This is a genomic window from Mycobacterium sp. Root265 (genome assembly GCF_001428895.1).
Lineage (GTDB): Bacteria > Actinomycetota > Actinomycetes > Mycobacteriales > Mycobacteriaceae > Mycobacterium.
Map to the genome: position 1 here is coordinate 24,579 of NZ_LMJA01000003.1, position 25,994 is coordinate 50,572.

The 25,994-nt window shown below is 68.2% G+C and carries 24 protein-coding genes; 12 read left to right on the top strand and 12 right to left on the bottom strand.

Translation table 11 applies throughout. The annotated features are described in order from the left end of the window. Positions 1-16: 16 nt before the first annotated feature. Both ASE48_RS05460 and ASE48_RS05465 read right to left on the bottom strand, forming a co-directional pair. Complete coding sequence (locus tag ASE48_RS05460; protein ID WP_057166039.1) at positions 17-1,441, bottom strand: aldehyde dehydrogenase; 1,425 nt, start codon at positions 1,439-1,441, stop codon at positions 17-19. Then, complete coding sequence (locus ASE48_RS05465) at positions 1,438-3,831, bottom strand: CaiB/BaiF CoA-transferase family protein (protein WP_057166040.1); 2,394 nt, start codon at positions 3,829-3,831, stop codon at positions 1,438-1,440. Before ASE48_RS05465 ends, ASE48_RS05460 begins: the two co-directional genes overlap by 4 nt. A gap of 84 nt (positions 3,832-3,915) precedes the next feature. On the opposite strand from ASE48_RS05465, the gene ASE48_RS05470 reads away from it, so the two are divergent. Continuing rightward, positions 3,916-4,692, top strand: coding sequence for a CPBP family intramembrane glutamic endopeptidase (locus ASE48_RS05470; RefSeq protein WP_057166041.1), 777 nt, complete (start codon positions 3,916-3,918; stop codon positions 4,690-4,692). A gap of 26 nt (positions 4,693-4,718) precedes the next feature. On the opposite strand, the gene ASE48_RS05475 is transcribed toward ASE48_RS05470, so the two are convergent. Together ASE48_RS05475 and ASE48_RS05480 are read right to left on the bottom strand one after the other, a co-directional pair. Then, positions 4,719-5,024 (bottom strand): GlsB/YeaQ/YmgE family stress response membrane protein, encoded by a 306-nt coding sequence (locus tag ASE48_RS05475; protein WP_057166042.1) that lies wholly within the window; start codon positions 5,022-5,024, stop codon positions 4,719-4,721. A 220-nt stretch (positions 5,025-5,244) separates the two neighbouring features. Further along, complete coding sequence (locus tag ASE48_RS05480; RefSeq protein WP_057166043.1) at positions 5,245-6,240, bottom strand: APA family fibronectin-binding glycoprotein; 996 nt, start codon at positions 6,238-6,240, stop codon at positions 5,245-5,247. Between the two features lie 335 nt (positions 6,241-6,575). Between ASE48_RS05480 and ASE48_RS05485 the strand changes: the two genes are divergently transcribed. The 3 genes from ASE48_RS05485 (at position 6,576) to ASE48_RS05495 (ending at position 9,750) form a co-directional block, all read left to right on the top strand. Further along, entirely contained in the window at positions 6,576-7,247 is a 672-nt protein-coding gene (locus tag ASE48_RS05485; RefSeq protein WP_057166044.1) for an SDR family oxidoreductase, read from the top strand. Between the two features lie 69 nt (positions 7,248-7,316). Next, a complete protein-coding gene (locus ASE48_RS05490; RefSeq protein WP_057166045.1) occupies positions 7,317-8,243 on the top strand; it encodes an LLM class F420-dependent oxidoreductase in 927 nt (308 codons plus the stop codon). Positions 8,244-8,349: 106 nt separating this feature from the next. Beyond that, positions 8,350-9,750, top strand: coding sequence for an NAD(P)/FAD-dependent oxidoreductase (locus ASE48_RS05495; RefSeq protein ID WP_057166046.1), 1,401 nt, complete (start codon positions 8,350-8,352; stop codon positions 9,748-9,750). Here the strand turns inward: ASE48_RS05495 and ASE48_RS05500 are convergent. The 8 genes from ASE48_RS05500 to ASE48_RS05535 form a co-directional block, all read right to left on the bottom strand. Beyond that, complete coding sequence (locus tag ASE48_RS05500; RefSeq protein WP_057166047.1) at positions 9,747-10,379, bottom strand: urease accessory protein UreD; 633 nt, start codon at positions 10,377-10,379, stop codon at positions 9,747-9,749. The two genes, ASE48_RS05495 and ASE48_RS05500, sit on opposite strands and share 4 nt — an antisense overlap. A gap of 2 nt (positions 10,380-10,381) precedes the next feature. Next, complete coding sequence (gene ureG / locus ASE48_RS05505) at positions 10,382-11,062, bottom strand: urease accessory protein UreG (protein ID WP_057166048.1); 681 nt, start codon at positions 11,060-11,062, stop codon at positions 10,382-10,384. A 30-nt stretch (positions 11,063-11,092) separates the two neighbouring features. Further along, complete coding sequence (locus ASE48_RS05510; RefSeq protein WP_082614020.1) at positions 11,093-11,788, bottom strand: urease accessory protein UreF; 696 nt, start codon at positions 11,786-11,788, stop codon at positions 11,093-11,095. Further along, on the bottom strand, positions 11,788-13,509 hold the full coding sequence (locus tag ASE48_RS05515; RefSeq protein ID WP_057166049.1) for an urease subunit alpha: 1,722 nt from the start codon (positions 13,507-13,509) through the stop codon (positions 11,788-11,790). The genes ASE48_RS05510 and ASE48_RS05515 overlap by 1 nt, the downstream gene beginning before the upstream one ends. After that, on the bottom strand, positions 13,506-13,823 hold the full coding sequence (locus ASE48_RS05520) for an urease subunit beta (protein ID WP_057166050.1): 318 nt from the start codon (positions 13,821-13,823) through the stop codon (positions 13,506-13,508). Before ASE48_RS05520 ends, ASE48_RS05515 begins: the two co-directional genes overlap by 4 nt. Before the next feature lie 11 nt (positions 13,824-13,834). Then, positions 13,835-14,137: an urease subunit gamma gene (locus tag ASE48_RS05525; protein ID WP_057166051.1), complete on the bottom strand. Its 303-nt coding sequence runs from the start codon at positions 14,135-14,137 to the stop codon at positions 13,835-13,837. Positions 14,138-14,183: 46 nt separating this feature from the next. Then, the gene (locus ASE48_RS05530; RefSeq protein ID WP_057166052.1) at positions 14,184-14,585 is read right to left on the bottom strand and encodes a PaaI family thioesterase; all 402 of its coding nucleotides are present in this window, start codon (positions 14,583-14,585) and stop codon (positions 14,184-14,186) included. A gap of 154 nt (positions 14,586-14,739) precedes the next feature. Further along, complete coding sequence (locus tag ASE48_RS05535) at positions 14,740-15,519, bottom strand: hypothetical protein (protein ID WP_057166186.1); 780 nt, start codon at positions 15,517-15,519, stop codon at positions 14,740-14,742. Between the two features lie 216 nt (positions 15,520-15,735). On the opposite strand from ASE48_RS05535, the gene ASE48_RS05540 reads away from it, so the two are divergent. The 8 genes from ASE48_RS05540 (at position 15,736) to ASE48_RS05575 (ending at position 25,965) form a co-directional block, all read left to right on the top strand. Next, entirely contained in the window at positions 15,736-16,152 is a 417-nt protein-coding gene (locus tag ASE48_RS05540; RefSeq protein ID WP_057166053.1) for a BlaI/MecI/CopY family transcriptional regulator, read from the top strand. Positions 16,153-16,166: 14 nt separating this feature from the next. Next, on the top strand, positions 16,167-17,114 hold the full coding sequence (locus tag ASE48_RS05545) for a M56 family metallopeptidase (RefSeq protein WP_057166054.1): 948 nt from the start codon (positions 16,167-16,169) through the stop codon (positions 17,112-17,114). Between the two features lie 66 nt (positions 17,115-17,180). Beyond that, positions 17,181-18,647, top strand: a complete 1,467-nt coding sequence (gene gndA / locus ASE48_RS05550) for an NADP-dependent phosphogluconate dehydrogenase (protein WP_057166055.1) — start codon at positions 17,181-17,183, stop codon at positions 18,645-18,647. 100 nt (positions 18,648-18,747) lie between these two features. Further along, the gene (locus ASE48_RS05555) at positions 18,748-20,184 is read left to right on the top strand and encodes a GuaB1 family IMP dehydrogenase-related protein (RefSeq protein ID WP_057166056.1); all 1,437 of its coding nucleotides are present in this window, start codon (positions 18,748-18,750) and stop codon (positions 20,182-20,184) included. A 229-nt stretch (positions 20,185-20,413) separates the two neighbouring features. Beyond that, positions 20,414-21,796, top strand: a complete 1,383-nt coding sequence (locus ASE48_RS05560) for a hemolysin family protein (RefSeq protein WP_057166057.1) — start codon at positions 20,414-20,416, stop codon at positions 21,794-21,796. After that, on the top strand, positions 21,786-22,838 hold the full coding sequence (locus ASE48_RS05565) for a hemolysin family protein (RefSeq protein ID WP_057166058.1): 1,053 nt from the start codon (positions 21,786-21,788) through the stop codon (positions 22,836-22,838). Before ASE48_RS05560 ends, ASE48_RS05565 begins: the two co-directional genes overlap by 11 nt. Continuing rightward, positions 22,838-23,767, top strand: coding sequence for a 3-methyladenine DNA glycosylase (locus ASE48_RS05570; protein WP_235570822.1), 930 nt, complete (start codon positions 22,838-22,840; stop codon positions 23,765-23,767). The genes ASE48_RS05565 and ASE48_RS05570 overlap by 1 nt, the downstream gene beginning before the upstream one ends. 26 nt (positions 23,768-23,793) lie before the next feature. Next, positions 23,794-25,965, top strand: coding sequence for a malate synthase G (locus ASE48_RS05575; RefSeq protein ID WP_057166059.1), 2,172 nt, complete (start codon positions 23,794-23,796; stop codon positions 25,963-25,965). Positions 25,966-25,994 lie beyond the last annotated feature (29 nt).

Below are 25,994 nucleotides of genomic sequence, written 5' to 3' on the forward strand. Positions count from 1 at the left end.
GCACGCTCGCGCCGGGTCAGGCCGGTCCGACCCGGTAGATCGATTTGAGCGTCTGATAGGCGGCCAGCCCCTCGGGGCCGAGTTCGCGGCCCAGTCCGCTGGCCTTCACGCCACCGAACGGGGCGTTGACATCCAACTGGTATTCGTTGACGCCGATCGTGCCGGTGTGCACGGCGCGGGCGATATCGGTGGCGCGATCCACATCGGGTGACCACACCGTGCCGCCCAGGCCGAACTCACTGTCGTTGGCGATGTCGACGGCTTCTTGATCCGTGCCGTAGGGAATCACCGTCAGCACCGGGCCGAAGATCTCCTCCTGGGCGATACGCGACGAGTTGTCGACGTCGGCGAACACCGTCGGGGAGACGAACCAGCCGCGCGGCTGATCAGCCGGGATGGTGCCGCCGGCAACCAGTTTGGCCTCGGACTTACCGACTCCGATGTACTCGAGCACCCGCTCCTGCTGGCGGCGGCTGACCAGGGGCCCGATATCGGTGGATTTCTGCAGTGGGTCACCCACCACCAGACCGTCTGCCAGCGCCGCCACCGCGTCGACCACTTCGGCGTAGCGCGACCGCGGTGCCAGGATCCGTGAGCTCAGGTGACAGGTCTGCCCGTTGTTGACGAACGAGGCCGACCGTAGCCCTTTGACGGTGGCGTCCAGATCCGCGTCGTCGAGGATGATCGCGGCCGACTTGCCACCGAGTTCCAGGGTCACCGGCCGCAGTAGTCGGCCGCAGGTCTCGGCGATGATGCGTCCGGCGACCGTCGACCCGGTGAAGGCCACCTTGTCCACCCCGGGATGTGAGACCAGATGGGCACCCGCCTGTGCGCCGCCCGCGATGATGTTCAGTACGCCGGCCGGCAGCCCGGCCTCCTCGGCCGCTTCGGCGAAAACCAAGGCGTCCAAGGCGGTCTCGGGTGCTGCCTTGAGCACCATGGCGCACCCTGCGGCCAGCGCGGGCGCGATCTTCATGATGGCAAGTGCCTGCGGGTAGTTCCACGGGGTGATGGCGGCGACGACGCCGACGGGCTCGCGGCGCACGATGGTGTGGCCGATCGCGGCCGGGCGCACCTCCTCCTGGTCGGTCTTGTCCAGCAGGTCGGCGTAGTACCGCAGTAGCACTGCGGGGAACATGCCGTTGGCGCCCTTGGACAGCCGGATCGGCATACCGTTCTCGCGCGAGCAGAGTTCCAGGGTGCCGGCCGCCCGTTTCTGCAGCGCATCCGCCATCAGCCGCAGCACGCCCGCGCGCTCGGCGGCCGGAGTCGCCGCCCAGCCCGGCAGGGCCGTCCGGGCCGCGGTCACAGCGTCATCGATCTCGGATTCTGTTGCCGCGGCGCCCAGCCCGAGCTGCTCCTCGGTGGCGGCCTCGATGACAGCGATGCTGTCGGACGCGGGACGGAACTGTCCGGCAATGAAGACTGATGCGGTGCTCACGGGGCGCTCCTCTGGTCGGTGGTGCTCTCGGAAGGCACGCTGCTGGTGAACGGAACGTCGCTTTCGAACAGGACACCGTCGGCGATGAGCCGGTCGATCTCGGCGTTGTCCAGTCCGAGTGCCCGGTGTGCGATATCGCGGGTGTGCTCCCCTGCCACCGGCGCCGGGCGGAGTTCGCCGCGCGGAATCGTGCGGTAGGGCGCCGGACCGGTCTCACTGGGCATCGGCTCGTCGAAGAGCGGATGTTCCAGATCGGTGTAGAGCGAACGGAACTGGAGCTGAACATCGTCGAGCACGTCGCCCGGCCGGTTCATCGGCCCGGCCGGGATGCCGACGCCCTGGAGTTCCTCGGTGATGACGTGCTTGTCCCGGCTGCTGGTGTAGGCCCCGAGGATGGCGGTCAGTGCGGTGCCGTCGGCGGGCAGGTCGATACCGATGAGCGCCGCCAGTGCGTCGCGGTCGGCCTGGTGGCGCACCGAGACGACGCACCATTCGTCCTCTCCGGCGCACGGGCAGACCGCGTGCACGGCCGGATCCTCGGTGAGCGGCAGACCGGCCTGCGCCGCGGCCTCGGCGACGTATGCCACAGCAAGTTGATTGACCGCGACCTCGGCCTGCGAGATGTGCACGTGCGCACCGGTTCCGGTGCGTTCCCGGCGAATCAATGCGGCGAGGGTGGCGATCGCGGTGATCCTGGCTGCCACGTGATCGGGGAAGATCGTGGTCGCATCGAAAAACTGCGAGAATTGGTCCTTCTCGGCGCCCACGCCCCGCCACAACCGCGTGACGCCGGTGGTGGCACGCACCAGTGGGCCGTAACCCATCCGGTCGCTCCATGGGCCGGTGTCCCCGAAGGCGCTGCTCTCGGCCAGCACCACCGTGGGATTCAACGCGCGCAGCGCGTCGTAGGAGAAGCCCAGTGCAGCAAGTGTTCCCGGCTTGAAGTTGGCGAACACCGCATCGGTCCTGCGCACCAGCCTGCCGAAGATCTCGGCACCTTCTGGCCGGCGCAGGTCCACCCCGAAGCTCAGTTCGTTGCGGTGGGTCAGCGCCCAGGACGAACTCATCGCCTGCCCCGGCGCGGTCTGGCGCAGCCCGTCGGGGTAGGCCGCGCTCTCCACCTTGACGACCCGGGCTCCCAGATCGGCGAACAACCGGCCGAGTTCACCGCCGGCGACGATCACCCCGAGATCCAGGATCCGCAGTCCGTCGAACGGCCGCCGCCCGTTTTTCTGCGGCCGGCCCAGCGCGTTGCTCGGGCCCAGCCACTCCGGGGCCGCGCCCGCGGCCGGCGGTGCGGTCACACCGCGGTGGGCGCCGTCGACGACGAACGGGCCGACCGGCACCGTCACGGTGTCGCCGCCGGCCACCGGCAACGGTGCCAGGGCGCCCACGGCGCGGAAGTGGTCGGAGGCCAGCGCTTCGGCCGGCGTCTGCACCGCGGCGATCGGCACGCCCCGCGACTGTCCCTGCGCCACCAGATCGGCCATGGACTCGGCGGCGAACAATGCCCCGATCGCCGCGTTCAGCTGTGTGGATGCGGCGAATCGCGCCGCGATCGAATCGAATTCGGGCCCGCTGAACTCCTCGGGTTCACCGAGCCAGGCCCGCATCCCGCGCCATTGCCGCGCCGAGAGCAGACAGATGCGCACGTACCCGTCGCGGCACGGGAACGTCGGGTAGATCTGCTGGTTGCGCGGGCGGCCGCGCCAACCGCCGGAGCGCTTCAGCCCGGACGCCGCCTGTCCCTGCGACCCGAACGGCGGATCGAGGGCCTGCACCACGGCCTCGAACCGGGAGAAGTCGATGTAGTCACCGCCGCCGTGACGCAGCCGGTGGTAGTAGGCGGCCAGCACCGCCCACGCCGCCTGCGCCGCCGCCGTGGCCGACGCGATACCGATCGGCGGCAGCACCGGTGTCCCGGCGGCCGGGCCGGACCGCGACAGCGCGGTGGACATCGCGTAGAACACTGCGTCGGTGCCCAGCCAGGACCGGTAGGGGCCGTCCGTGCCGAAATCGGTGACCGACAGCGCCACCAGGTCGGGATGACGGTCGGCGAGGTCGGCGCAGGAGGTGCCGAAAGCACCGGTCAGTTGATTCCCGTCGGCGACGAGGATGTCGGCGCCGGCGACCAGTTCGTCGAACCGGCGCCGGTCGGCCTCGTCGGCCGGATCCAGCGTCGCGCAGCGCTTGTTGGCATTGTCCAAGGTGAACGGCACGCTGGTGGCACCCACCAGCGGCGCGGTGTGCCGGTCGCGGTCGTCGCCGGGCAGCGCGATCTTGAGCACATCGGCACCCAGATCGGCCAGCAGCCGGGTGATCGCCGCGCCATCGGCACCCGTGAGGTCGAGCACCCGCACGCCACCCAACAGGGGCCCCTGCGCCGTCACCGCATCATCCTCAGCACGCTCGACACCATAGCGTGTCAGTTCGCTAACTTAGGTAGACAACCACGGCACGTACACTTACAGACAATGTCTGACGCCGGCGCGGTGGCTGCACCGCTCGAAATGCCTGCCCATCCCCTGGTTGGGCAGCTGTCGGCGTTGCACCATTTCCGGGTCTACGTCGATGTGGGCATCGTGGTGGTGGTGCTCGCGCTCACCAATCTGGTGGCACATTTCACCACGCCGTGGGCCAATGTCGTGATCGTGCCCGCCGCCGCGGTCGGCCTGGTGATCCTGGTGCGCTCCCGCGGGCTGGGCTGGTCCGAACTCGGCCTGGGCCGGGAGCAGTGGCGCTCGGGTGCCGGCTACGCCGCCGTCGTCGTAGGAATCGTGCTGATGGTCATCGCGATCGGCGCGCTGCTGCCGTGGACGCGCCCGATGTTCATGAACAACCACTACGCGACGCTGTCGGGCGCGCTGATCGCCTCGATGGTGATCATCCCGCTGCAGACGGTCATTCCGGAGGAACTGGCCTTCCGCGGTGTGCTGCACGGTGCGCTCGACCGCGCCTGGGGGGTCCGCGGTGTGGCCGCCGCCGGCTCACTGCTGTTCGGCCTGTGGCACATCGCCAGCTCGTTCGGACTCACCAGCGGCAATGTCGGGTTCTTCCGCATCCTCGGTGGCGGTGTTTTCGGCATGGTGGCCGGTGTCGTCGGCGCGGTGATCGCCACGGCCGCGGCCGGATTCGTGTTCACCTGGTTGCGGCGGCGCAGTGGCAGTCTGCTCGCGCCGATCGCGCTGCACTGGTCATTGAACGGCATGGGCGCACTGGCCGCCGCGCTCGTGTGGCACGCGTCCACCTGAGCGCGGCGCCAATGTGCCGGTAGCCGCTAGACCTTCTTCCTGGTCACCAGGCCCACAATCCACAACAGGATCACCGAGCCCAGCACCGCGGTGAACAGCGTGAACCACCAGCCGCCGCCCGCGGTGTCCAGGAAGAAGCTGAGCAGGAAACCACCGATCAACGCACCCACGATGCCGATGACGATGTTCATCAAGATGCCGGATCCACCGCCCTTGACGATCTTTCCGGCGATCCACCCGGCGATGGCGCCGATGATGATGTAACCGATCCAGCCCACGCTCGTCTGCGTGGAGGAGCGGGCGAGAAACTCCGTAGCGGCCAGCATGTCCATCAGTGAACTCCTGCCTAGGTGACCCGTGTGCGGGACTCCCGACCGTGCGGCCGGGATGTCATCCGGTGTACCCGGCCCGGGTAACGATCATGCCCAAGAAATGGGCACGATCGTCCATCGCCGCCACGACCATGACAACGCAATGTCGCCCCGAGGGAGCCGCTGCGGATATGTATCCGCGCTGCGGCGCTCAGGGCGACATGGCGATGGTTCGTGGCGATTAGGCCGGCAGCATCCCGGGGGCGCTGTTCGGATCGACCGGGACCGGAACACCGACTCCGGGCCGCGGCGGCGGCGCGTTGGGGTCGGGCGGAGGTGCGTTCGGGTCCGGCGGCGGCGGGGGTGCGTTCGGATCCGGCGGCGGCGGCGGGGGCGGCGGGCTCCACGGCTTGATCGACTGGGCCAGCGCCGTCGCAGCAGCCTTGTCCACCGGGTTGTTGGCGGTACCGAGCCACACCACGAACCAGCGCTCGGGTGCGCGCTGACCGCGAGCGGCCGCGGCGGGCGCACCGACCACACCGGCCCAGATCTGTCCGGTCGGCTTGGTGGTGTCGGTGAACTTCACCTCGTAGTAGGACGCGGTGCCGGTGAGATCGCCCGCTGTCAGCGGTGTGGTCTCCTGGCCGAGCCGGGTCCCCGGGAACGGCATGAAGAACTCGCCCATATCGGAGGCCAGCCGGGCGGCCGCCTTGGCGTTGTCGGCTTCGGAACCGGCGAAGAGCTTCATGTCGAGCCGACCCAGCAGCACGCTGGTGTCGTTCGGCGGCTGTTCGGTTCCCGGCGGCGGGATCTTGGTCAGCAGCGCCTGGCCGTAGGACAGCTGGGTGGCGTCGGCCACCTTCCACCCCTCGGGCAGCAGGTAACTGAAGCCGCCGGGAGCGTTGTTGACGCGGCCCGGCTCCGGAGCCGGTGGCGGCGGCGGAGCGTTCGGATCGACGGGCGGTGCGTTCGGGTCGGCCGGTGGGGGCGGCACCCCCGGAGGCAGGGGTGCACCCGGGGGCAGCGGGGCGGCCGGCGGCACGGGGGCGCCGGGCGGCAGCGGGGCCGGCGGCACCGTCGGCTCGGCGGGGGCGGGCACCGGTGCGGGCGGCACCGGCTCCGCGTGCGACACCGCGCCCGGCAGGGCCAGGGCCGCCGCGGACGCCACCGCTGCAGCGACCGAAAGCCTCTTGCCGAGCCGCTTGCGGTGTGAGGAATTCACGTCCGACTGATCCATGGTGAAGAAACTACCGTGTTACGGCCGTGACGCAAGTGTGAGTTGCTCATTGAGTGCAAACCTGAGAGGTTGCTGAACATCACAAAACCCTACGCAGCGACGGGTTCACAGCGTTGCTGATTTTCTGCACCCACGACGGAGTCCACCGGTGGCGTTCGGGTGTGCCGTGCGCGCCCTCGGTGGAGTTCTGCACCATACGTCGCCCCCGCCCTGCGTTGCGTTACCAGACGTTGCCGACCATCCCTGCCGATGGCGCGTCTGATTTCCCCCAGCTAGCTACTGTCCAGTAACATCAAGGTCACTCGCTGGCTTCAGCGCTGAACCAAGGAGGTCCCATGGAGTTGCTCGTCACCGGTGGCGATACCGAACTGGGTCGCGTCATTGCGAGCGGATTCCGCGACGAGGGCCACAGCGTGATGATCGCCGGAGCCCAGCGCGCCGAGCTCGAAGTCGCCGCCAAGGAACTCGACGTCGACTACGTGGTTTTCGACAACAACGACCCGGCCAGCCTCGAAGCCGCTCGCAGCGCCTTCCCCCAGCACCTGGACGGCATCATCAACGTGCCCGCCCCGCGCTGGGACGCCGGCGACCCGCGCACCCACACGCTGACCGACCGCGCGTCGGCCTGGCGCCACGCCCTGGACACGACGGTGTTGTCCGCAGTCCTGACGGTATCGGTGCTCGGCGACCAGCTGAGCTCGGGCGGTTCGATCATCAACGTGGTGGCCTCGAACCCCGCCGACGGCAGCGCGGACGCCGCCATCAAGGCAGCACTGTCGAACTGGACCTCGGGACAGGCCGCACACTTCGGCATCCGTGGTATCACCATCAACCTCGTCGCCGCCGGCCGCGGCGTCGACCCGGGATACGACGGCCTCGGCAGCTCCCCCACCACGACCGCCGACGAAATCACCCGTCTCGCACTGTTTCTCACGACGCCGTCGGCTCGGCACATCACCGGTGAGACGTTGCACGTCAGCCAGGGCGCGCTCGCCAGCTTCGGCTGAAATATTCCCGTGTTCGCCCCGAGCTAAAACGGGGTGACCGCTCCGCTTAGTTGTGGTTACGTGAGTCGCATGGCCATTCGACTTGGACTTCAGATCCCCAACTTCTCCTACGGCACCAGCGTCTCCGAACTGTTTCCGACCGTCATCGCCCAAGCTCAGGAAGCAGAGACCGCCGGTTTCGACTCGGTCTTCCTGATGGACCACTTCTATCAACTGCCCGGGCTCGGCGCGCCCGAAGAGCCGATGCTGGAGGCCTACACCGCGCTCGGTGCGCTGGCCACCGCCACCGAGCGGGTCCAGCTGGGAACCCTCGTCACAGGCAACACCTATCGCAATCCCACCGTGCTGGCCAAGGCCATCACCACGCTGGACGTCATCAGCCAGGGCCGCGCCATCCTGGGCATCGGCACCGGCTGGTTCGAGCTCGAGCACGACAGCCTGGGATTCGAGTTCGGCACCTTCACCGACCGCTTCAAGAAGCTCGACGAGGCCTTGCAGATCATCGTGCCGATGCTCAAGGGCGAGCGCGTCACCGTCGACGGGGCCTACTACAAGACCCAGGAAGCGTTCGCCAATCCCCGTTTCCGCGAACACATTCCGCTGATGATCGGCGGCAGCGGCGAGAAGAAGACCATCCCGCTGGCGGCGCGGCACTTCGACCACCTCAACATCATCGCCGGTTTCGACGAGCTGCCACGCAAGCTGGACGTGGTCCGTCAGCGGTGCGAGGAGATCGACCGTGACCCGGCCACCCTGGAAACCAGCATGCTGGTCGTGGCCATGATCGGCGAGCAGTTCACCGCGGACATGATTCCCGACGACTTCAAGCAGCAGGCGGCGTTCGGCACCCCGGAGCAGGTCGCCGAGCAGATCAAGGAAAAGGTCTACGACGCCGGTGTGGACGGGGTGATCATCAGCCCGGTGACGATGGGCGGATATGTGCCCGGCGGCGTGACCGCGGTGGCCGAGGCGCTGAAACCGGTTATCTCGGGGTAACCCCCTGCAGATGAACTTTCGGGTGGTGCGCCATCTCACCGCGCTGGTGGGATGGCCACCGACTACCCTAGGGTTGTATTAACAAAGTACTTCGCTAGGAGCAGAGATGAGCCACCCCGGAGCTACGGCATCGGATCGGCACAAGGTAGTCATCGTTGGTTCGGGTTTCGGTGGGCTGAACGCCGCACAGGCGCTCAAGCGGGCCGACGTCGACATCAAGTTGATCGCCCGCACCACCCACCACCTGTTCCAGCCGCTGCTGTACCAGGTGGCCACCGGAATCATCTCCGAGGGTGAGATCGCCCCGCCGACGCGACTGATCCTGCGCAAGCAGAACAACGCGCAGGTGCTCCTGGGCGACGTGACCCACGTCAACCTGGAGAAGAAGACGGTCGACTCGATCCTGCTCGGCCACACCTACAGCACGCCCTACGACACCCTGATCCTGGCGGCCGGCGCCGGTCAGTCGTACTTCGGCAACGACCACTTCGCGGAGTGGGCGCCGGGTATGAAGACCATCGACGACGCGCTCGAACTGCGTGGCCGCATCCTCGGTGCCTTCGAGCAGGCCGAGCGGTCCAGCGATCCGGAGCGCCGCAAGAAGCTGCTGACCTTCGTCGTCGTCGGCGCCGGACCCACCGGTGTCGAGATGGCCGGCCAGATCCAGGAGCTGTCCGACCAGACGCTCAAGGGCAGCTTCCGCCACATCGACCCCACCGAGGCGCACGTCATCCTGCTCGACGCCGCCCCGGCCGTGCTGCCACCCATGGGTGAGAAGCTCGGCCTCAAGGCCAAGGAACGGCTGGAGAAGATGGGCGTCGAGATCCAGCTCAACGCCATGGTCACCGACGTCGACCGCAACGGCATCACCGTCAAGAACCAGGACGGCACCCTGCGCCGCATCGAATCGGCCAGCAAGGTGTGGTCGGCCGGTGTGGCCGCCAGCCCGCTGGGCAAGGATCTCGCCGCGCAGTCCGAGACCGAGATCGACCGCGCGGGCCGCGTGGTCGTCAATCCCGACCTGTCGATCCCCGGACACCCCAATGTGTTCGTCATCGGCGACATGGCCTTCGTACCCGGCGTCCCCGGGATGGCGCAGGGCGCCATCCAGGGCGGCAAGTACGTCGCCGCGATCGTCAAGAACGAGGCCGCAGCGCGGGCGCACGGCACCAAGCCCAAGCCGCGGGTGCCGTTCAAGTACTTCGACAAGGGCTCGATGGCCACCGTGTCGAAGTGGAACGCCGTCGCCCAGATTCCGCTCGGCGAGAAGAACAAGTTCGAGTTCAGCGGTTTCTTCGCCTGGCTGGCGTGGCTGGGACTGCACCTGATCTACCTGGTCGGCTTCAAGACCAAGATCGCCACCCTGCTCTCGTGGGCGGTGACCTTCCTGAGTCGCCAGCGTGGTCAGCTGACGATCACCGAGCAGCAGGCCTACGCCCGCACCCGGATCGAAGAGTTGCAGGAGATCGCGGCCGCGGCGCAGGAGGGCGAGAAGGCGGCCAGTTAGCCGCCCAGTCGCCGGCCCTGCCACGTCGACAGGCTGCCGCCACCGGCCAATTCCAGAACGGTGCCGGCGCTGTCGAATCCGGTTTCCGGATAACGCAATTCGCTGACACACGCGCGCGGGGTGCCCAACTCGTCGTCGGCCACCGAGCCTTCGCCGAGTTCCACCCGGTGCCGCAGCAGCGGAGTGCCGTCGACGTCGGCGTACAGCGCCGAGGTCCAGAACCCCTGGTCCTCACCGGTTCTGCCGATCTGTGCGCTCTCTCGCACCCGCGCCGTGGCGGTCCGCCCCACCTGCAGCCGGGTGCTGGTGTGGTGGCGCGCTCCGCCCGCGACGACGGTGGGCTGGGGATCGAGGTCCAGTTCACCTGACACCTCAAGATCCCAGAAACTGTGCGACACCACGCTTCCCGCACCAGGGAGCGCGACGCTGGCCGCGACGCTGTGCACCCGCAAGCGGGCACCTTTCTCCACGACGATCCGCACCGAGATGACATCCCCGCCCAGCGGGGTCGCGGCGGCCGACAACAGATGCACGACATCGGGTTGGGTGCGGCGCGCGGCGAGCCCACCCGCACATTCGATGTGCGGGCCGCGGCCGGGCCGCGCCACCAGCAGGACGTCCGACCGCATCGTCAGCCCAGCACCGGCACCCGGAGTTGCTCGTGCACCCACTGCAGCACCGGGCCGGCGGTCGGGTCGTCGGTGAGCGAGACGAGTACGAAGGGCCGATCGCCCCGTACCGCGGTGGAGTCCCGCCGCATCACGTCAAGGTCGGCGCCGACCATGGGCGCGAGGTCGGTCTTGTTGATCACCAACAGATCCGAGAAGGTCACCCCGGGCCCGCCCTTGCGCGGCACCTTGTCACCGCCCGCGACGTCGACGACGAAGATCTGCACATCGATGAGGCCCGAGGAGAAGGTCGCGGTCAGGTTGTCCCCACCGGATTCGACCAGGATCAGGTCCAGACCCGGATTGGCGGCGACCAGATCGTCGATGGCATCGAGATTGGCGGTGATGTCATCACGGATGGCGGTGTGCGGGCAACCCCCGGTCTGCACCGCGGCGATGCGCTCATCGGGCAGTACCGCATGCCTGCGCAGGAAATCGGCGTCCTCGGTGGTGTAGATGTCGTTGGTCAGCACCGCCAGTGAGATCTCGTCGCGTAACTGACGACACAGCGCGGCCACCAGTGCCGTCTTACCCGAACCCACCGGTCCGCCCACCCCGATACGCAACGGTTCCCCCGGCTGACGTACCCGCTTGGGCCGGTCGGCGTGGGTGTGCGGTTCACCGTCGATGAAATGTGGTGGCATATCGGGACCTTTCGACTCAGCTCATGAACTTCAGGAAAAGAACAGCGGCCGCTCGCGTGCAGCGTGACCTTCGGCCAGCACGTCGAGCAGCGGATCGGACAGGTCGGCGAGTTCCTTGACGGCCTGCGCCGCGGTCTGCTCGCACAGCGGGGACAACTCGAAGGTCAGCACCGCCACATCGGCGGGATCCAGCGCCAGCAACCGCTGCGCCGCGGTGGCCGATCCGGTCATGGTGGTGTACACCACGGATAGCGCGGTGTGTTCGGGTGCCACCGCGCTGGCCGTCCCCACCGCACCGGCAGCCACCGCGAGATGCGGCTTGGACCCGAGGGTGCCCCACTGATGTTCCGGCCACACCCTCTTGGCCAGCCGGAGCAGCCCGCGGCCCTGCGCCCGAGAAGCGGCCCTCGCCGCCGGGGACGGTGTGCGGGCATCGGTTTCGGCATCGGCGGCGTCGATGGTGAGGCTGCCGGTGTGCACCGCGGCGGCCAGCGACGCACTCACCAGGCCCTGACTGCGGATCCGGCGGCACAGGTAGGCCCGCAGCGTCGCGACGCCGGTGACCCGGCCGGCGGTGATGGCCTCTTCGACGCCGCCGGAGTGCACGTGACCGCCGGTGGGGAGCCGGGAATCGGCCAGCGTGAGAAGTGTCGCCAGTGACCCGGGAGAGCGAAGCGACGGGGAGTTCGGCCCGGGCGAGCGAAGCGACGGGAAATTCGAATTCATCAGAACAAGAAGTAACGCTGCGCCATCGGCAGTTCGGTGGCGGGCTGCTCCTGCCAGACCTCGCCGTCGATACGCACGGTGAACGTGTCGGCGTCCACCTCGATACGCGGCAGTGCGTCGTTCAGCGGCATCTGGGCTTTGCCCACCTGCCGTACGTTGCCCACCGCCAACAACTTTCGCCTCACGTCGAGTCGGTCGGCCAGGCCGTCCTCGAGCGCTTGCGGTGACACGAAGTGCACCGACGTGGCCGCGGCGGCTGCGGGCGCGGCACCGAACATCGGCCGGGGCAGCACCGGCTGCGGGGTGGGAATGGAGGCGTTCGCGTCCCCCATCGCGGCCCAGGCGATCATGCCGCCCTTGATCACGGCATGCGGACGGACCCCGAAGAACGCGGGCTCCCACAGGACCAGATCGGCCAGCTTGCCGACCTCCACCGAACCGATCTCGTGATCCATGCCGTGCGCCACCGCCGGGCAGATGGTGTATTTCGCGACGTAGCGGCGGGCCCGGTTGTTGTCGGCCCGCACGTCGCCTTCCAGAAATCCCCTGCGGCGCTTCATGACATGCGCGGTCTGCCAGGTGCGCAGCACCACTTCGCCGATACGTCCCATCGCCTGGGCGTCGCTGCCGATCATCGAGATTGCGCCGATATCGTGCAGCAGATCCTCTGCGGCAATGGTCGAGGGCCGGATCCGGCTCTCCGCGAACGCGAGATCCTCGGGAATCCGGGGGTTGAGGTGGTGGCACACCATCAGCATGTCCAGATGCTCGTCGAGGGTGTTCACGGTGTGCGGGCGGGTCGGGTTGGTGGAACTGGGCAGCACGTTGGGTTCGCCCGCGACGGTGATGATGTCGGGCGCGTGCCCGCCGCCGGCGCCCTCGGTGTGATAGGCGTGGATGGACCGGCCCTTCACCGCGGCCAGGGTGTCCTCCACGAACCCCATCTCGTTCAGGGTGTCGGTGTGGATGTTGGCCTGCACACCGGCGGCCTCGGACACGGTCAGGCAGGCGTCGATCGCGGCCGGTGTGGTGCCCCAGTCCTCGTGCAGCTTGAATCCGGCTGCACCGCCGCGCAATTGCTCCCACAATGCATCGGAGCTGACCGTATTTCCCTTACCCAGCAGCGCGATGTTGAGCGGCCAGGTGTCCAGTGCTTCCAGCATCCGTGCCAGATGCCAGGAACCCGGCGTCACGGTGGTGGCCTTGCTGCCCTCCGCCGGACCCGTCCCGCCGGCGATGATGGTGGTGATGCCGCCACCCAGGGCCTCCTCCATGATCTGCGGACAGATCAGGTGGACGTGACAATCGATGGCGCCCGCGGTGACGATGCGGCCGTTGCCGGAGATGATCTCGGTGGACGGACCGACCACCAGGTCGGGGTGCACCCCGGACATGATGTCGGGGTTGCCCGCCTTGCCGATCGCGACGATGCGGCCGTCGCGGATCCCGATATCGGCCTTGATGATTCCCCAATAGTCGAGGATGACCGCCCCGGTGATGACGGTGTCAGGTGATCCGTCGGCCCGGGTCGCCCGGCTCTGGCCCATCGATTCGCGGAGCACCTTGCCGCCACCGAACACCGCTTCGTCACCGGCCAATCCCGGTCCGCCGCTGCGATCCTCGGTGATCTCGATGAACAGGTCGGTATCGGCCAGCCTGATCCGGTCGCCGGCAGTGGGTCCGTACAGCGCGGCGTAGCGATCGCGGGAGAGGTAGGTCACTGCGAGGAGTCCAATCTGCCCGGTGGATTCAGCGATAGCCCGTACACCTCGCGCGTCCCGCCCAGCGGCACCAGCGAAACGTGCTGAGCGATGCCGGGTTCGAAGCGCACCGCGGTGCCGGCGGGGATGTCCAGACGGTGCCCGTGTGCGGCCGCGCGATCGAATTCGAGGGCCGAATTCGCCTGCGGCAGGTGTACGTGACTGCCCACCTGCACCGGCCGGTCACCGGTGTTGACCACCTCCAGCGAGATGCGCGGCGCGCCCTCATTGAGGCCGATATCGCCGTCACCGAACACGATCTCACCTGGGTTCATGCCACGCCCTGTCACGGAATCGGGTGGTGGACGGTGACGAGTTTGGTGCCGTCCGGGAAGGTCGCCTCGGCCTGGACGTCGTAGAGCATCTCCGGGACGCCGTCCATGACCTGCTCACGGGTGAGGACCTCGCGGCCGCTGACCATCAGCTCGGACACCGTGCGCCCGTCGCGCGCACCTTCCAGGATGTGGTCGGTGATCAGCGCGATGGCTTCGGGATGGTTCAGCCGGAGGCCGCGTGCCTGCCGTCGCCGGGCGAGGTCGGCCGCGTAGGAGATGAGTAACCGCTCTTGTTCATGCGGCGTTAAACGCATAGTGCGCGATACTGCCACGCCTTGGGCGAATCAGCAGCGCTCACCGTCATTCGGCGACGTTCTGCAACCGCACCTGACCGCGCGCCACCGGGCGGTCGTCCTCGTCGGTGATGGTGATCAGCCACAGCTGCTGCCGCCGGCCGCGGTGGATCGGCGTCGAAACAGCCGTCACCGTGCCGGATTTGATGGCGCGCAGGAAGTCGGTGTTGTTGTTCACACCGACGACGGTGCCGCCGCCGTGCTCGGCGAGCCAGACGTGTCCGGACACGCTGGCGAGGCTTTCCACGATGGAGCAGTAGACACCGCCGTGGACGATCCCCCACGGCTGCTTGACCTTGTCGGTGATCTCCAGACGGGCACGTCCGCCGTCGGGGGTCACCTCCAGGTACTGCAGTCCCAATTCGCTGTCGAAGCCGGCGCCGAGGCCGGGAGGCAGAGGTGCGGTCACGAGATTTGTGTCTACACCTACTGAAGCGGGAATGCGGAAGGGCCCCACGCGTAATGCGTGGGGCCCTTCCTTCGAGTGGACCGGGGGTCTCTGCAGCCCTCAGGACTCCGGCTCGGTCCGTTAGCCTCGCGACTTTAGGATAGGCAAGGCTGCCCTAATATAGCAAGACCTTCCCCGCGGCAGTTCTGCTGGCGCCGCGAACCGGCAGGCCGAACCCGACCAACGCGTCGAGGATCGCCTGGCCGCGGCACATGCTCGTCAGCTCGCTGGACCCGGCGAGCAGGGGCACCTGGGTCGACGCGCCCACCACGGCCGCTCCCACGATGTTCCACATCGAGGCGATCGAGATCGCGCCGTCGCTGACCTCATAGAGCTTGGCGAACAGCGGAGCCAGGGCCCGATGGCTGCGATGCGCCACCCAGGTCGTCAACGCCGCCTCACTGGGCAGCGCCACGATGCCGTCGCGCGTGGTGCGCACCGTGCCGACAGTGGAACGTTGCGCCAGGTGCGGATCGTCCGGCAGGGCGCGCAGCGTCGGATCGACCACACCGACCCAGTCGATGGCGCCCTCGGAGTCGACGTGCACCCAGAGGTTCTCCAGCCCGGTATCCCAGGCGCGCCCCTCCAGCGCGACCAGTGGAGTCACGCGACCGATCACGACATGCGACAGCGTCGCCGCCAGCTGCTGCGCCACCGCGGCACGGCTGTCGGTCTCGGCGATTGCGGCGTCGAACATGGTGCGCAGGCGGTCGGTGGTCATCACCTCGACCAGCGGCCACCAACGTCGCCGGGACAGATCACCCATCACCGCCACGCCGTAGACCCGCGGGCATTCCGGGTAGAGCTCCCGCAGTCGCCGGCTGGATTCGTGCAGCGGCAGTGCCCGCCTAATCGACATGCGTGCAATCAGCGGATCGTCGACCACGACCGTCATCAGCACCTCCTTCTTCGGTTAGGTTAGCCTTACTATAGTCATCGTCGCCAACCGGACCAGTACCTGTGACTGGACTCACAGGTACCTCGGAAACGGGCCGTGACCGGCGCGGGAGAGTACGACTCCAGGTAAACGACCTGGTGCATAGATGGGATACGACGCACGGTAGTAACCGCGTAGTACCCTGATTCCATTGCTCAGGAGAGTGAACAGAACATGGCCAAGTTGACGCGGCTCGGGGAACTCGAGCGCGAAGTGATGGACCACCTCTGGATCTCGCGCGAACCGCAAACGGTGCGTCAGGTCCACGAGGCCCTTGCTGCGCGCCGTGACCTGGCCTACACCACGATCATGACGGTCCTGCAGCGGCTGGCGAAGAAGAACCTCGTCGTCCAGCATCGCGATGACCGTGCCCACCGCTATGCCCCGACCCATGGCCGCGACGAGCTCGTCGCCGGCCTGATGGTCGACGCTCTGGACCAGGTCTCGGACTCCGGAAGCCGCGAGGCCGCACTGGTGCATTTTGTCGAGCGAGTCGGCGCCGACGAGGCCGATGCCCTGCGTCGCGCCCTCGCCGAACTGGAGTCCAAGCACCGGGTTGTCCCACCGGCTGGTAATTCGGGTACCGACTGAGGGAGACTTACGGCGTGTCCGCGCTGGCCTTCTCCATAGTCGCGCTGGTGCTCGTCGGTCCGGTTCCCGCGCTCCTCGCGCGCGCATCCTGGCCACTACGCGCGCCGCGCGCCGCCATCGTGCTCTGGCAGGCCATCGCCCTCGCCGCGGTGCTCTCGGCGTTCTCCGCGGGTATCGCCATCGCCAGCCGGCTGTTCGTCCCCGGCCCCGACGGCCGCCCCACTGCCACTCTGACCAGCGAAATTGCCGTCCTCGGCTGGCCGCTGTGGGCGGTGTACGTCGTCGTCTTCGCGCTCACCCTGATGATCGGCGCGCGGCTGATCGTCGCCGTCCTGCTGGTGGCCGTCGCCACCCGGCGCCGGCGCGCCCATCACCGCATGGTCGTCGACCTGGTCGGTATGTCACGTGACGAAGTGCCCACTCCCGCCCGTCGCCCCAGTGGACTGCGCATCCTGGGCGTCGCCCAGCCGATGGCCTACTGCCTGCCCGGCGTCCGCAGCCGCGTGGTCGTCAGCGAAGGCGCCCTGACCACGCTCTCGGAATCCGAGATCTCCGCCATCCTCAGCCACGAGAGCGCCCACCTGCGGGCCCGCCACGATCTGGTGCTGGAGATGTTCACCGCCGTGCACGCCGCGTTCCCGCGGTTCGTCCGAAGCGGTAACGCACTCGACGCTGTGCGCCTGCTCATCGAACTGCTCGCCGATGACGCCGCCGTGCGGGTCGCCGGGCCCACTCCCCTGGCCCGCGCCCTGGTCGCCTGCGCCGGCGGGCGCACCCCGTCCGGTGCATTGGCCGCGGGTGGACCGACCACGGTGGTCCGAGTGCAGCGGCTCTGCGGCAAGGGCAATAGTCTTGGCCTGGCAGCGGCGGCCTACACCGCCGCGGCCGCGATCCTCATCATCCCCACGGTGGCGCTGGCACTTCCCTGGCTCACCGAGTTGCACCGCCTGTTCAGTCACTAGGGCATAAAACCCCGAGCCGGCGGCGATCTAACCATCGAAGACGTAGACGACACGAAAGGCTGCCGCATGACCAACTCGGGCAACACCGGCAAGGCACAGATCGGGGTCACCGGCCTCGCGGTCATGGGATCCAACATCGCGCGGAACTTCGCCCGCCACGGTTACACCGTTGCGCTGCACAACCGCTCGATCGCCAAGACCGACGCACTGCTGGCCGAGCACGGCTCCGAGGGCAACTTCGTGCGCAGCGAGACGATCGCCGAATTCCTGGACGCGCTGGAGAAGCCGCGCCGCGTCCTGATCATGGTCAAGGCCGGTGATCCGACCGACGCCGTCATCAATGAGCTCGCCGACGCGATGGAGGAAGGCGACATCATCATCGACGGCGGCAACGCGCTCTACACCGACACCATCCGCCGCGAGAAGGCGATCCGGGAGCGCGGACTGCACTTCGTCGGCGCCGGCATCTCCGGCGGCGAGGAGGGCGCGCTCAACGGCCCGTCGATCATGCCCGGCGGCCCCGCCGAGTCCTACGTCTCGCTGGGCCCGCTGTTGGAAGAGATCTCCGCGCACGTCGACGGCGTGCCCTGCTGCACCCACATCGGCCCCGACGGCGCCGGGCACTTCGTGAAGATGGTGCACAACGGCATCGAGTACTCCGACATGCAGCTCATCGGTGAGGCCTACCAGCTGCTGCGCGACGGCCTGGGCCTGGCGGCCGGACAGATCGCCGACGTCTTCACCGACTGGAACTCCGGAGATCTGGACAGCTACCTGGTCGAGATCACCGCCGAGGTCCTGCGCCAGGTCGACGCCAAGACCGGCACCCCGCTGGTCGATCTGATCCTGGATGAGGCCGAGCAGAAGGGCACCGGCCGCTGGACGGTGAAGTCCGCGCTGGATCTCGGCGTGCCCGTCACCGGCATCGCCGAAGCGGTGTTCGCGCGGGCCCTGTCGGGTTCGGTGGCCCAGCGCAAGGCCACCACCGGTCTGGCGTCCGGCGGTCTCGCTGAGCGGGTGCCCGCGGGAGGGGAAGCCGCAGCCCAGTTCACCGAGGACATCCGCCAGGCGCTGTACGCCTCGAAGATCATCGCGTACGCCCAGGGCTTCAACCAGATTCAGGCCGGCAGTGCCGAATACAACTGGGACATCACCCCCGGCGACATGGCCACCATCTGGCGCGGCGGCTGCATCATCCGGGCCAAGTTCCTCAACCGCATCAAGGACGCCTTCGACAACGACGCCGACCTGCCCACCCTGATCGTCGACCCGTACTTCCGCGAGGCCATCGAGGCCGCCATCGACAGCTGGCGCCGGGTCGTGGTCAAGGCCACCGAACTGGGCATCCCGATTCCCGGTTTCAGCTCCGCGCTGTCCTACTACGACGGACTGCGCACCGAGCGACTGCCCGCGGCGCTGACCCAGGGCCTGCGCGACTTCTTCGGCGCGCACACCTACGGCCGCATAGACACCGACCGCGACAAGCGCTTCCACACGCTGTGGAGCGGCGACCGCAGCGAGGTCGAGGCCTGAGCTTTTCCCGCGAGCAGACACAAACGGTCCAGAAAACGGCCGAATATGCGGCCATTTGCGTCTGCTCGCGGGATGTTCGGAGCCCACTAGACTTACGGACGTGCAGTTCCTCAACGGTCACACCCCGCCCTACGACCTGACCTACAACGACGTCTTCGTCGTGCCCGGACGCTCCGAGGTGGCGTCGCGCTTCGATGTGGACCTGTCCACCGTCGACGGATCGGGCACCACCATTCCGGTGGTGGTGGCGAACATGACCGCTGTCGCGGGCCGGCGGATGGCCGAGACGGTGGCCCGCCGCGGCGGCATCGTGGTGCTGCCCCAGGACCTGCCGCTGTCGGTGGTGCAGCACACCGTCGACTTCGTGAAGAGCCGCGATCTGGTCGTCGACACCCCGGTGATCCTCGGGCCCGACGACTCCGTCTCCGATGCGATGGCGCTGATCCACAAGCGCGCGCACGGCGCGGCCGTGGTGGTGTTCGAGGGCAGGCCGATCGGCGTGGTCACCGAGGCCTCCTGCGCCGCGGTGGACCGGTTCGCCAGGGTCCGCGACGTCGCGATCAGCGATTTCATCACCGCCCCCGCGGGCACCGAACCCCGCAAGGTGTTCGACCTGCTGGAGCACGCCCCCGTCGACATCGCCGTGCTCACCGATGACAAGGGCGAACTCGCCGGTGTGCTCACCCGCACCGGCGCCATCCGCGCGGGTATCTACACCCCCGCGGTGGACGCGGCCGGCCGGCTGCGCATCGCCGCCGCGGTCGGTATCAACGGCGACGTCGGCGCCAAGGCCCGTGGCCTCGCCGAGGCCGGCGCGGACCTGCTGGTGATCGATACCGCGCACGGCCATCAGGCCAAGATGCTCGACGCCATCGCCGTGGTCGCCTCGCTCGACCTCGGCCTGCCGATCGCCGCCGGGAACGTGGTGTCCGCCGAAGGCACCCGCGACCTGATCAACGCCGGTGCCTCCATCGTCAAGGTCGGCGTCGGCCCCGGCGCCATGTGCACCACCCGGATGATGACCGGCGTCGGCCGCCCGCAGTTCTCGGCCGTCGTCGAATGTTCAGCTGCGGCAAAGGAACTCGGCGGCCACGTGTGGGCCGACGGCGGGGTGCGTCACCCCCGCGACGTGGCACTGGCACTGGCCGCGGGTGCCTCGAACGTGATGATCGGGTCTTGGTTCGCCGGCACCTACGAATCGCCCGGCGACCTGCTGCGCGACCGCGACGGCCGGCCCTTCAAGGAGAGCTACGGGATGGCCTCCAAACGCGCGGTGGCCGCCCGGACCGCCGCCGACAGCGCCTTCGACCGGGCCCGCAAGGGTCTGTTCGAAGAGGGCATCTCCAGCTCCCGGATGGCGCTGGACGCGGCACGCGGTGGCGTGGAGGATCTGCTCGACCACATCACCTCCGGGGTGCGCAGCACCTGCACCTACGTCGGCGCGACGACGCTGCCCGAACTGCACGACAAGGTCGTCCTGGGCGTGCAGTCGGCCGCCGGATTCGCCGAGGGACACCCGCTGCCGACCGGTTGGTGATTCCGCACACCACATCTGGGCAGTTACCATGTACCGATTCCGTCGCCAATGACATCCGTCGCATGACAGAGAGGGACCCCGTGCCACAGGCACCCGTGGCAGCCCACGGAGATCGAGTGGGCTCCGGGATTCCGCTCGGCACACCGCCCCCGCCCAGCGATCCCGGTGAAGCCGAGCCATCCAGTAGCCGGCCGGGCACCAGGCCCGGCAGACCGGCGGTGAGAACACGATGAGTCTCACCGTGACGCTTCTCAGCCTGCTCGCGTTCGTCCTGCTGACCGCGGGCACCGCGCTGTTCGTCGCGGCCGAGTTCTCCTTGACCGCACTGGAACGCAGCATCGTCGAGTCCAACGCACGGACCGGCGGGCGGCGCGATCAGTTCGTCCTCAAGGCGCACCGCACCTTGTCCTTCCAGCTGTCCGGCGCGCAACTCGGCATCTCCATCACCACCCTGGCCACCGGTTACCTCGCCGAGCCGGTGGTGGCCCGGCTGCTCTACGCGCCGCTGACCGCGCTGCGCATCCCGGCCGACTGGGTCAGCCCGATCGCACTGGTGCTGGCGCTGCTGATCGCGACCTCGGTGTCGATGATCTTCGGTGAGCTGGTGCCCAAGAACCTGGCCGTCGCCAAACCGCTGCCCACCGCCCGTTTCGCCAGCGCGCCGCAGTGGTACTTCGCGAAGCTGTTCACCCCGGTCATCAAGGCCACCAACGGCACTGCCAACTGGATCCTGCGAAGGATGGGCATCGAACCGGCCGAGGAACTGCGCTCGGCGCGCTCCCCGCAGGAGCTGGTGTCGCTGGTGCGCACCTCGGCGCGCAGCGGCGCACTGGACGCCGACACCGCCGTCCTGGTCGACCGTTCCCTGCAGTTCGGCGACCGCTCGGCCGAGGAGCTGATGACCCCCCGGTCCAAGATCGAATCCCTGGAACTCGAGGACACCGTCTCCGACTTGTTGGACGCCGCGATCCGCACCGGCCACTCGCGCTTCCCGATCGTCGACGGCGATCTGGACCAGACCGTCGGCATGGTGCACGTGAAGCAGGTCTTCGAGGTGCCGCCGGAACGCCGTGCCACCACCCCGCTGTCCCGGCTGGCGGTGCCGGTGCCGACGGTGCCCGCCTCCCTGGACGGTGACGCGGTGATGACCCAGATCCGCGGCAACGGCATCCAGACCGCCATGGTCGTCGACGAATACGGCGGCACCGCAGGCATGGTCACCTTCGAGGACCTCATCGAGGAGATCGTCGGCGACGTACGCGACGAACACGACGACGCCACACCCGATGTGGTGCAGAGCCGCGCCGGCTGGCAGGTCTCCGGACTGCTGCGGATCGACGAGGTGGATTCCGAGACACCGTTCCGGGCCCCCGAGGGCGACTACGAGACGATCGGCGGCCTGGTCCTGGAGAAGCTCGGGCACATCCCCGACGTCGGCGAAACCGTGGAACTGACCGAATTCGACCCGGAACAGCCCGGCGATGACCCGGTGCGCTGGCAGGCCCGCATCCTGAAGATGGACGGCCGGCGCATCGATCTGCTGGAACTCGTCGAGACCGACGGCGCCGGCGCGTCAACCGCCGAGGGCAAGGAGCAGACCGATGGGCGGTGACCTCTTCGCGGTCGCACTGACCGTCCTGCTGCTGGGCGCCAACGCGTTCTTCGTGGGCGCCGAATTCGCGCTGATCTCGGCGCGGCGTGACCGCCTGGAAGCGCTCGCCGAACAGGGCAAGAAGCGCGCCGTCACGGTGATGCGTGCGGCGGAGAACCTCTCCCTGATGCTGGCCGGCGCGCAGCTGGGCATCACCATCTGCTCGATCCTGCTCGGCCGGGTCGGCGAGCCCGCGGTGGCCCACCTGCTGGAAAAGCCGTTCGCGCTGGTCGGGGTCGGTGACGCCGTCCTGCACACCGTGTCGTTCATCGTCGCGCTCGCGGTCGTGGTGACCATGCACGTGCTGCTCGGCGAGATGGTGCCGAAGAACATCGCGATCGCCGGCCCGGAGGCCACCGCGATGCTGCTGGTGCCGCCGTACCTGATGTACATCCGCGCGGTGCGCCCGCTGATCTCGTTCTACAACTGGGCCGCCAACACCACCCTGCGGGCCTTGCGGGTGGAACCCAAGGACGAACTCGACGTCACGGTCTCCACCGTCGAACTGTCCGACATGATCGCCGAGTCGTTGTCGGAGGGATTGCTTGACCGGGAGGAGCACACCCGGCTGACCCGGGCGCTGCAGATCCGCGATCGCAGCGTGGCGGACCTGGCCATCCCGCTGGACCGCATCCACGCGGTGCCGGCCGCGGCGCCGGGTTCGGGTCCCACCATCGCGGCCGTCGAGCAGGCGCTCTCCGAGACCGGGTACTCGCGCTTCCCGGTCACCAACGCCGACGGCAGCTACCTGGGTTACCTGCACATCAAAGACGTGCTGCCGGTGCTCCACGAGGAGCGCACGGCGCTCGACGCGGCGATGGTGCGCCCACTGATCCAGGTGGCGTCGACGCTGCCGCTGCCCGATGCGCTGACCCGGTTGCGGCGCAACAAGAGTCACCTCGCACTGGTCACCGACGGCGGCCGGGTCACCGCGATGGTGACGCTGGAGGACCTGGTGGAAGACCTGGTCGGCACCGTGCGTGACGGGACGCACCGGATCTGATGGTCGCGGTCCTCACCGAATCGGACTGGCTGGCTCGGGAGTCCGCACACCAGCGGCGGGTGCAGCGGTTCATCGCACCGCACCAGGATCGCGCGCAGCGCGGCGAGCCGCACCCGGTGTGGGATTTCCTGTTCACCTACTACAGCCTGCGGCCCCGCCAACTACGCCGCTGGCATCCCGGTTTCGGCGTCGCGTTGGCCGGACCCGCCGCCGACCGCTTCGCCACCCGCACCGGCTACCACCGCACCGAGGGCACCGTGTCGGTGACCGACGAGCTACTGGTGGCCCGGCGCGACACCGTGGCATTCATCGCCGATCTGTTGTCGCGTACCGCGCAGCGTCCCGCCCGTTTCAACTGTTTCGGGCTGCACGAGTGGGCGATGGTCTACCGCTCGCCGGAGGTACGGCACGGTCAGGTGCCGCTTCGGCTCGGGGCCTCCGGCACCGACGCCGTCGTCGATTCGATGCCGTTGCGATGCAGCCATTTCGACGCCTTCAGGTTCTTCACCCCGGCCGCCACCGTGCTCAACGGTGAGCAGTTGCGCCGCGACACCCAGCTGGTCACCGAGCAGCCGGGCTGCATTCACGCGGCGATGGACTGCTACAAGTGGGCGTACAAACTGGGGCCGCTGGTGCCCTCCGAGTTGGTGATGGACTGCCTGGAACTGGCCGCCGACGCCCGGGCGATCGACATGTGTGCCAGCCCATACGACCTGACCGACTATGGTTTCGAGCCGATTACCATCGAGACCGCTGCCGGCCGCGCCGAGTACGTCAAGGCGCAGCAGGGCATCACCGAACGGGCCGCGCCGCTGCGCGCGGAATTGGCCCGCCGGTGTGACGTGCTGCTCGCGCGCTCCGGCGGGCTGGGGCGTAGCGACCGGGGGGTGACTCCTGCCGCGGGATCACCGGTAGTTACCGGCGGGTAAACTAGTCCGACTGCTGAGGAGGAAACATGACCGAGCGCGTGACGGTGGGAAACCTGCGGGTTGCCAAGGTTCTGCACGACTTCATCACGACCGAAGCGTTGCCCGGCACCGGCCTGGACCCCGATACCTTCTGGGCGGGTGTGGACAAGGTCGTGACCGACCTGACCCCGCAGAATCAGGATCTGCTGGCGCGCCGCGATGACCTGCAGGCCCAGATCGACAAGTGGCACCGCGCCCGAGTCATCGGCGGTTTCGACGCCGCGGAGTACAAGCAGTTCCTCACCGACATCGGGTACCTGGCGCCCGAGCCCGCCGACTTCAGTGTCACCACCTCCGGCGTCGACGCCGAGATCACCAGCACTGCAGGACCGCAGCTGGTGGTGCCGATCCTCAACGCCCGCTTCGCCCTGAATGCCGCCAACGCCCGCTGGGGCTCGCTGTATGACGCGCTGTACGGCACCGATGTGATCTCCGAGGAGGGCGGCGCCGAGAAGGGTTCGTCCTACAACCGGGTGCGCGGCGACAAGGTCATCGCGTACGCCCGCACCTTCCTCGACGAAGCCGTCCCGCTGGCCGACGGCTCCTGGGCCGACATCACCGAGGTGACGATCACCGACGGCGTGCTGGCCCCCGAGCTCGCCGATCCGTCCGCGTTCGTCGGCTACACCGGTGAGCTCGGTTCCCCGGCGTGGTCGGTGCTGCTGGAGCACAACGGCCTGCACATCGAGATCCTGATCGACCCGGACTCCCCGGTCGGCTCGACCGACAAGGCCGGCATCAAGGATGTCGTGCTGGAGTCCGCGATCACCACGATCATGGACTTCGAGGATTCCGTGGCCGCAGTGGACGCCGAGGACAAGGTCGTCGGCTACCGCAACTGGCTGGGCCTGAACCGCGGCGATCTCGCCGAAGAGGTCAGCAAGGGCGGCAAGTCGTTCACCCGGGTGCTCAACCCCGACCGGGTGTTCACCACCCCGAACGGCGAGGGCGAGCTCACCCTGCCCGGACGCAGCCTGCTGTTCGTCCGCAATGTCGGGCACCTGATGACCAACGACGCAATCGTGGATGCCGACGGCAACGAGATCCCCGAGGGTATCCAGGACGCGCTGTTCACCGGCCTGATCGCCACCCACGGACTCAAGGAGTCCGACGAGAACGGGCCGTACGCCAACAGCCGTACCGGCTCGGTCTACATCGTGAAGCCCAAGATGCACGGACCCGACGAGGTCGGGTTCACCTGCGAGCTGTTCAGCCGCGTCGAGGACGTCCTCGGCCTGCCCCAGGGCACGCTCAAGGTCGGCATCATGGACGAGGAGCGCCGCACCACGCTGAACCTCAAGGCCTGCATCAAGGCCGCCGCGGACCGGGTGGTGTTCATCAACACCGGCTTCCTGGACCGCACCGGCGATGAGATCCACACCTCGATGGAGGCCGGCCCGATGATCCGCAAGGGCGCCATGAAGAGCCAGCCGTGGATCAAGGCCTACGAGGACAACAACGTCGACGTCGGCTTGGCCACCGGGCTGTCCGGACGCGCCCAGATCGGCAAGGGCATGTGGGCCATGACCGATCTGATGGCCGACATGGTCGAACAGAAGATCGGCCAGCCCAAGGCCGGCGCCACCACCGCGTGGGTGCCGTCCCCGACGGCGGCCACCCTGCACGCCATGCACTATCACCAGGTCGACGTGGCCGCGGTGCAGAAGGAACTCGCCGGCAAGAAGCGCGCCACCATCGACGAGTTGCTGACCATCCCGCTGGCCGGTGAGCTGGCCTGGTCGACCGACGAGATCCACGAAGAGGTCGACAACAACTGCCAGTCCATCCTGGGCTACGTGGTGCGCTGGGTCGACGCCGGTGTCGGTTGCTCCAAGGTGCCCGACATTCACAATGTCGCGCTGATGGAAGACCGTGCCACGCTGCGCATCTCGAGTCAGTTGCTGGCCAACTGGCTGCATCACGGGGTCATCACCGAAGGTGACATCAAGGCCAGCCTGCGCCGGATGGCCGCGGTCGTCGATGAGCAGAACGCCGGCGATCCCGACTACCTGCCGATGGCCACCGACCCCGAGGCCAGCATCGCCTTCCAGGCCGCTCAGGAACTGATCCTGTCCGGGGCCCAGCAGCCCAGCGGCTACACCGAGCCGATCCTGCACCGCCGTCGCCGCGAGTTCAAGGCGCGTGCCGCGAGCCAGTGACTAGACTTCGGCGGGGCATTCGACACGAC

Bases quoted from the DNA above. Each gene is read 5' to 3' on its own strand.
- ASE48_RS05565 (WP_057166058.1), top strand. From the start codon at position 21,786: ATGGGCGGTGACCTCTTCGCGGTCGCACTGACCGTCCTGCTGCTGGGC.
- ASE48_RS05500 (WP_057166047.1), bottom strand. From the start codon at position 10,379: ATGCGGTCGGACGTCCTGCTGGTGGCGCGGCCCGGCCGCGGCCCGCAC.
- ASE48_RS05525 (WP_057166051.1), bottom strand. From the start codon at position 14,137: ATGCGTTTAACGCCGCATGAACAAGAGCGGTTACTCATCTCCTACGCG.
- ASE48_RS05475 (WP_057166042.1), bottom strand. From the start codon at position 5,024: ATGGACATGCTGGCCGCTACGGAGTTTCTCGCCCGCTCCTCCACGCAG.
- ASE48_RS05520 (WP_057166050.1), bottom strand. From the start codon at position 13,823: ATGAACCCAGGTGAGATCGTGTTCGGTGACGGCGATATCGGCCTCAAT.
- ASE48_RS05560 (WP_057166057.1), top strand. From the start codon at position 20,414: ATGAGTCTCACCGTGACGCTTCTCAGCCTGCTCGCGTTCGTCCTGCTG.
- ASE48_RS05470 (WP_057166041.1), top strand. From the start codon at position 3,916: ATGTCTGACGCCGGCGCGGTGGCTGCACCGCTCGAAATGCCTGCCCAT.
- ASE48_RS05495 (WP_057166046.1), top strand. From the start codon at position 8,350: ATGAGCCACCCCGGAGCTACGGCATCGGATCGGCACAAGGTAGTCATC.
- ASE48_RS05575 (WP_057166059.1), top strand. From the start codon at position 23,794: ATGACCGAGCGCGTGACGGTGGGAAACCTGCGGGTTGCCAAGGTTCTG.
- ASE48_RS05540 (WP_057166053.1), top strand. From the start codon at position 15,736: ATGGCCAAGTTGACGCGGCTCGGGGAACTCGAGCGCGAAGTGATGGAC.
- ureG (WP_057166048.1), bottom strand. From the start codon at position 11,062: ATGCCACCACATTTCATCGACGGTGAACCGCACACCCACGCCGACCGG.
- gndA (WP_057166055.1), top strand. From the start codon at position 17,181: ATGACCAACTCGGGCAACACCGGCAAGGCACAGATCGGGGTCACCGGC.
- ASE48_RS05480 (WP_057166043.1), bottom strand. From the start codon at position 6,240: ATGGATCAGTCGGACGTGAATTCCTCACACCGCAAGCGGCTCGGCAAG.
- ASE48_RS05485 (WP_057166044.1), top strand. From the start codon at position 6,576: ATGGAGTTGCTCGTCACCGGTGGCGATACCGAACTGGGTCGCGTCATT.
- ASE48_RS05535 (WP_057166186.1), bottom strand. From the start codon at position 15,519: ATGACGGTCGTGGTCGACGATCCGCTGATTGCACGCATGTCGATTAGG.
- ASE48_RS05510 (WP_082614020.1), bottom strand. From the start codon at position 11,788: ATGAATTCGAATTTCCCGTCGCTTCGCTCGCCCGGGCCGAACTCCCCG.
- ASE48_RS05490 (WP_057166045.1), top strand. From the start codon at position 7,317: ATGGCCATTCGACTTGGACTTCAGATCCCCAACTTCTCCTACGGCACC.
- ASE48_RS05570 (WP_235570822.1), top strand. From the start codon at position 22,838: ATGGTCGCGGTCCTCACCGAATCGGACTGGCTGGCTCGGGAGTCCGCA.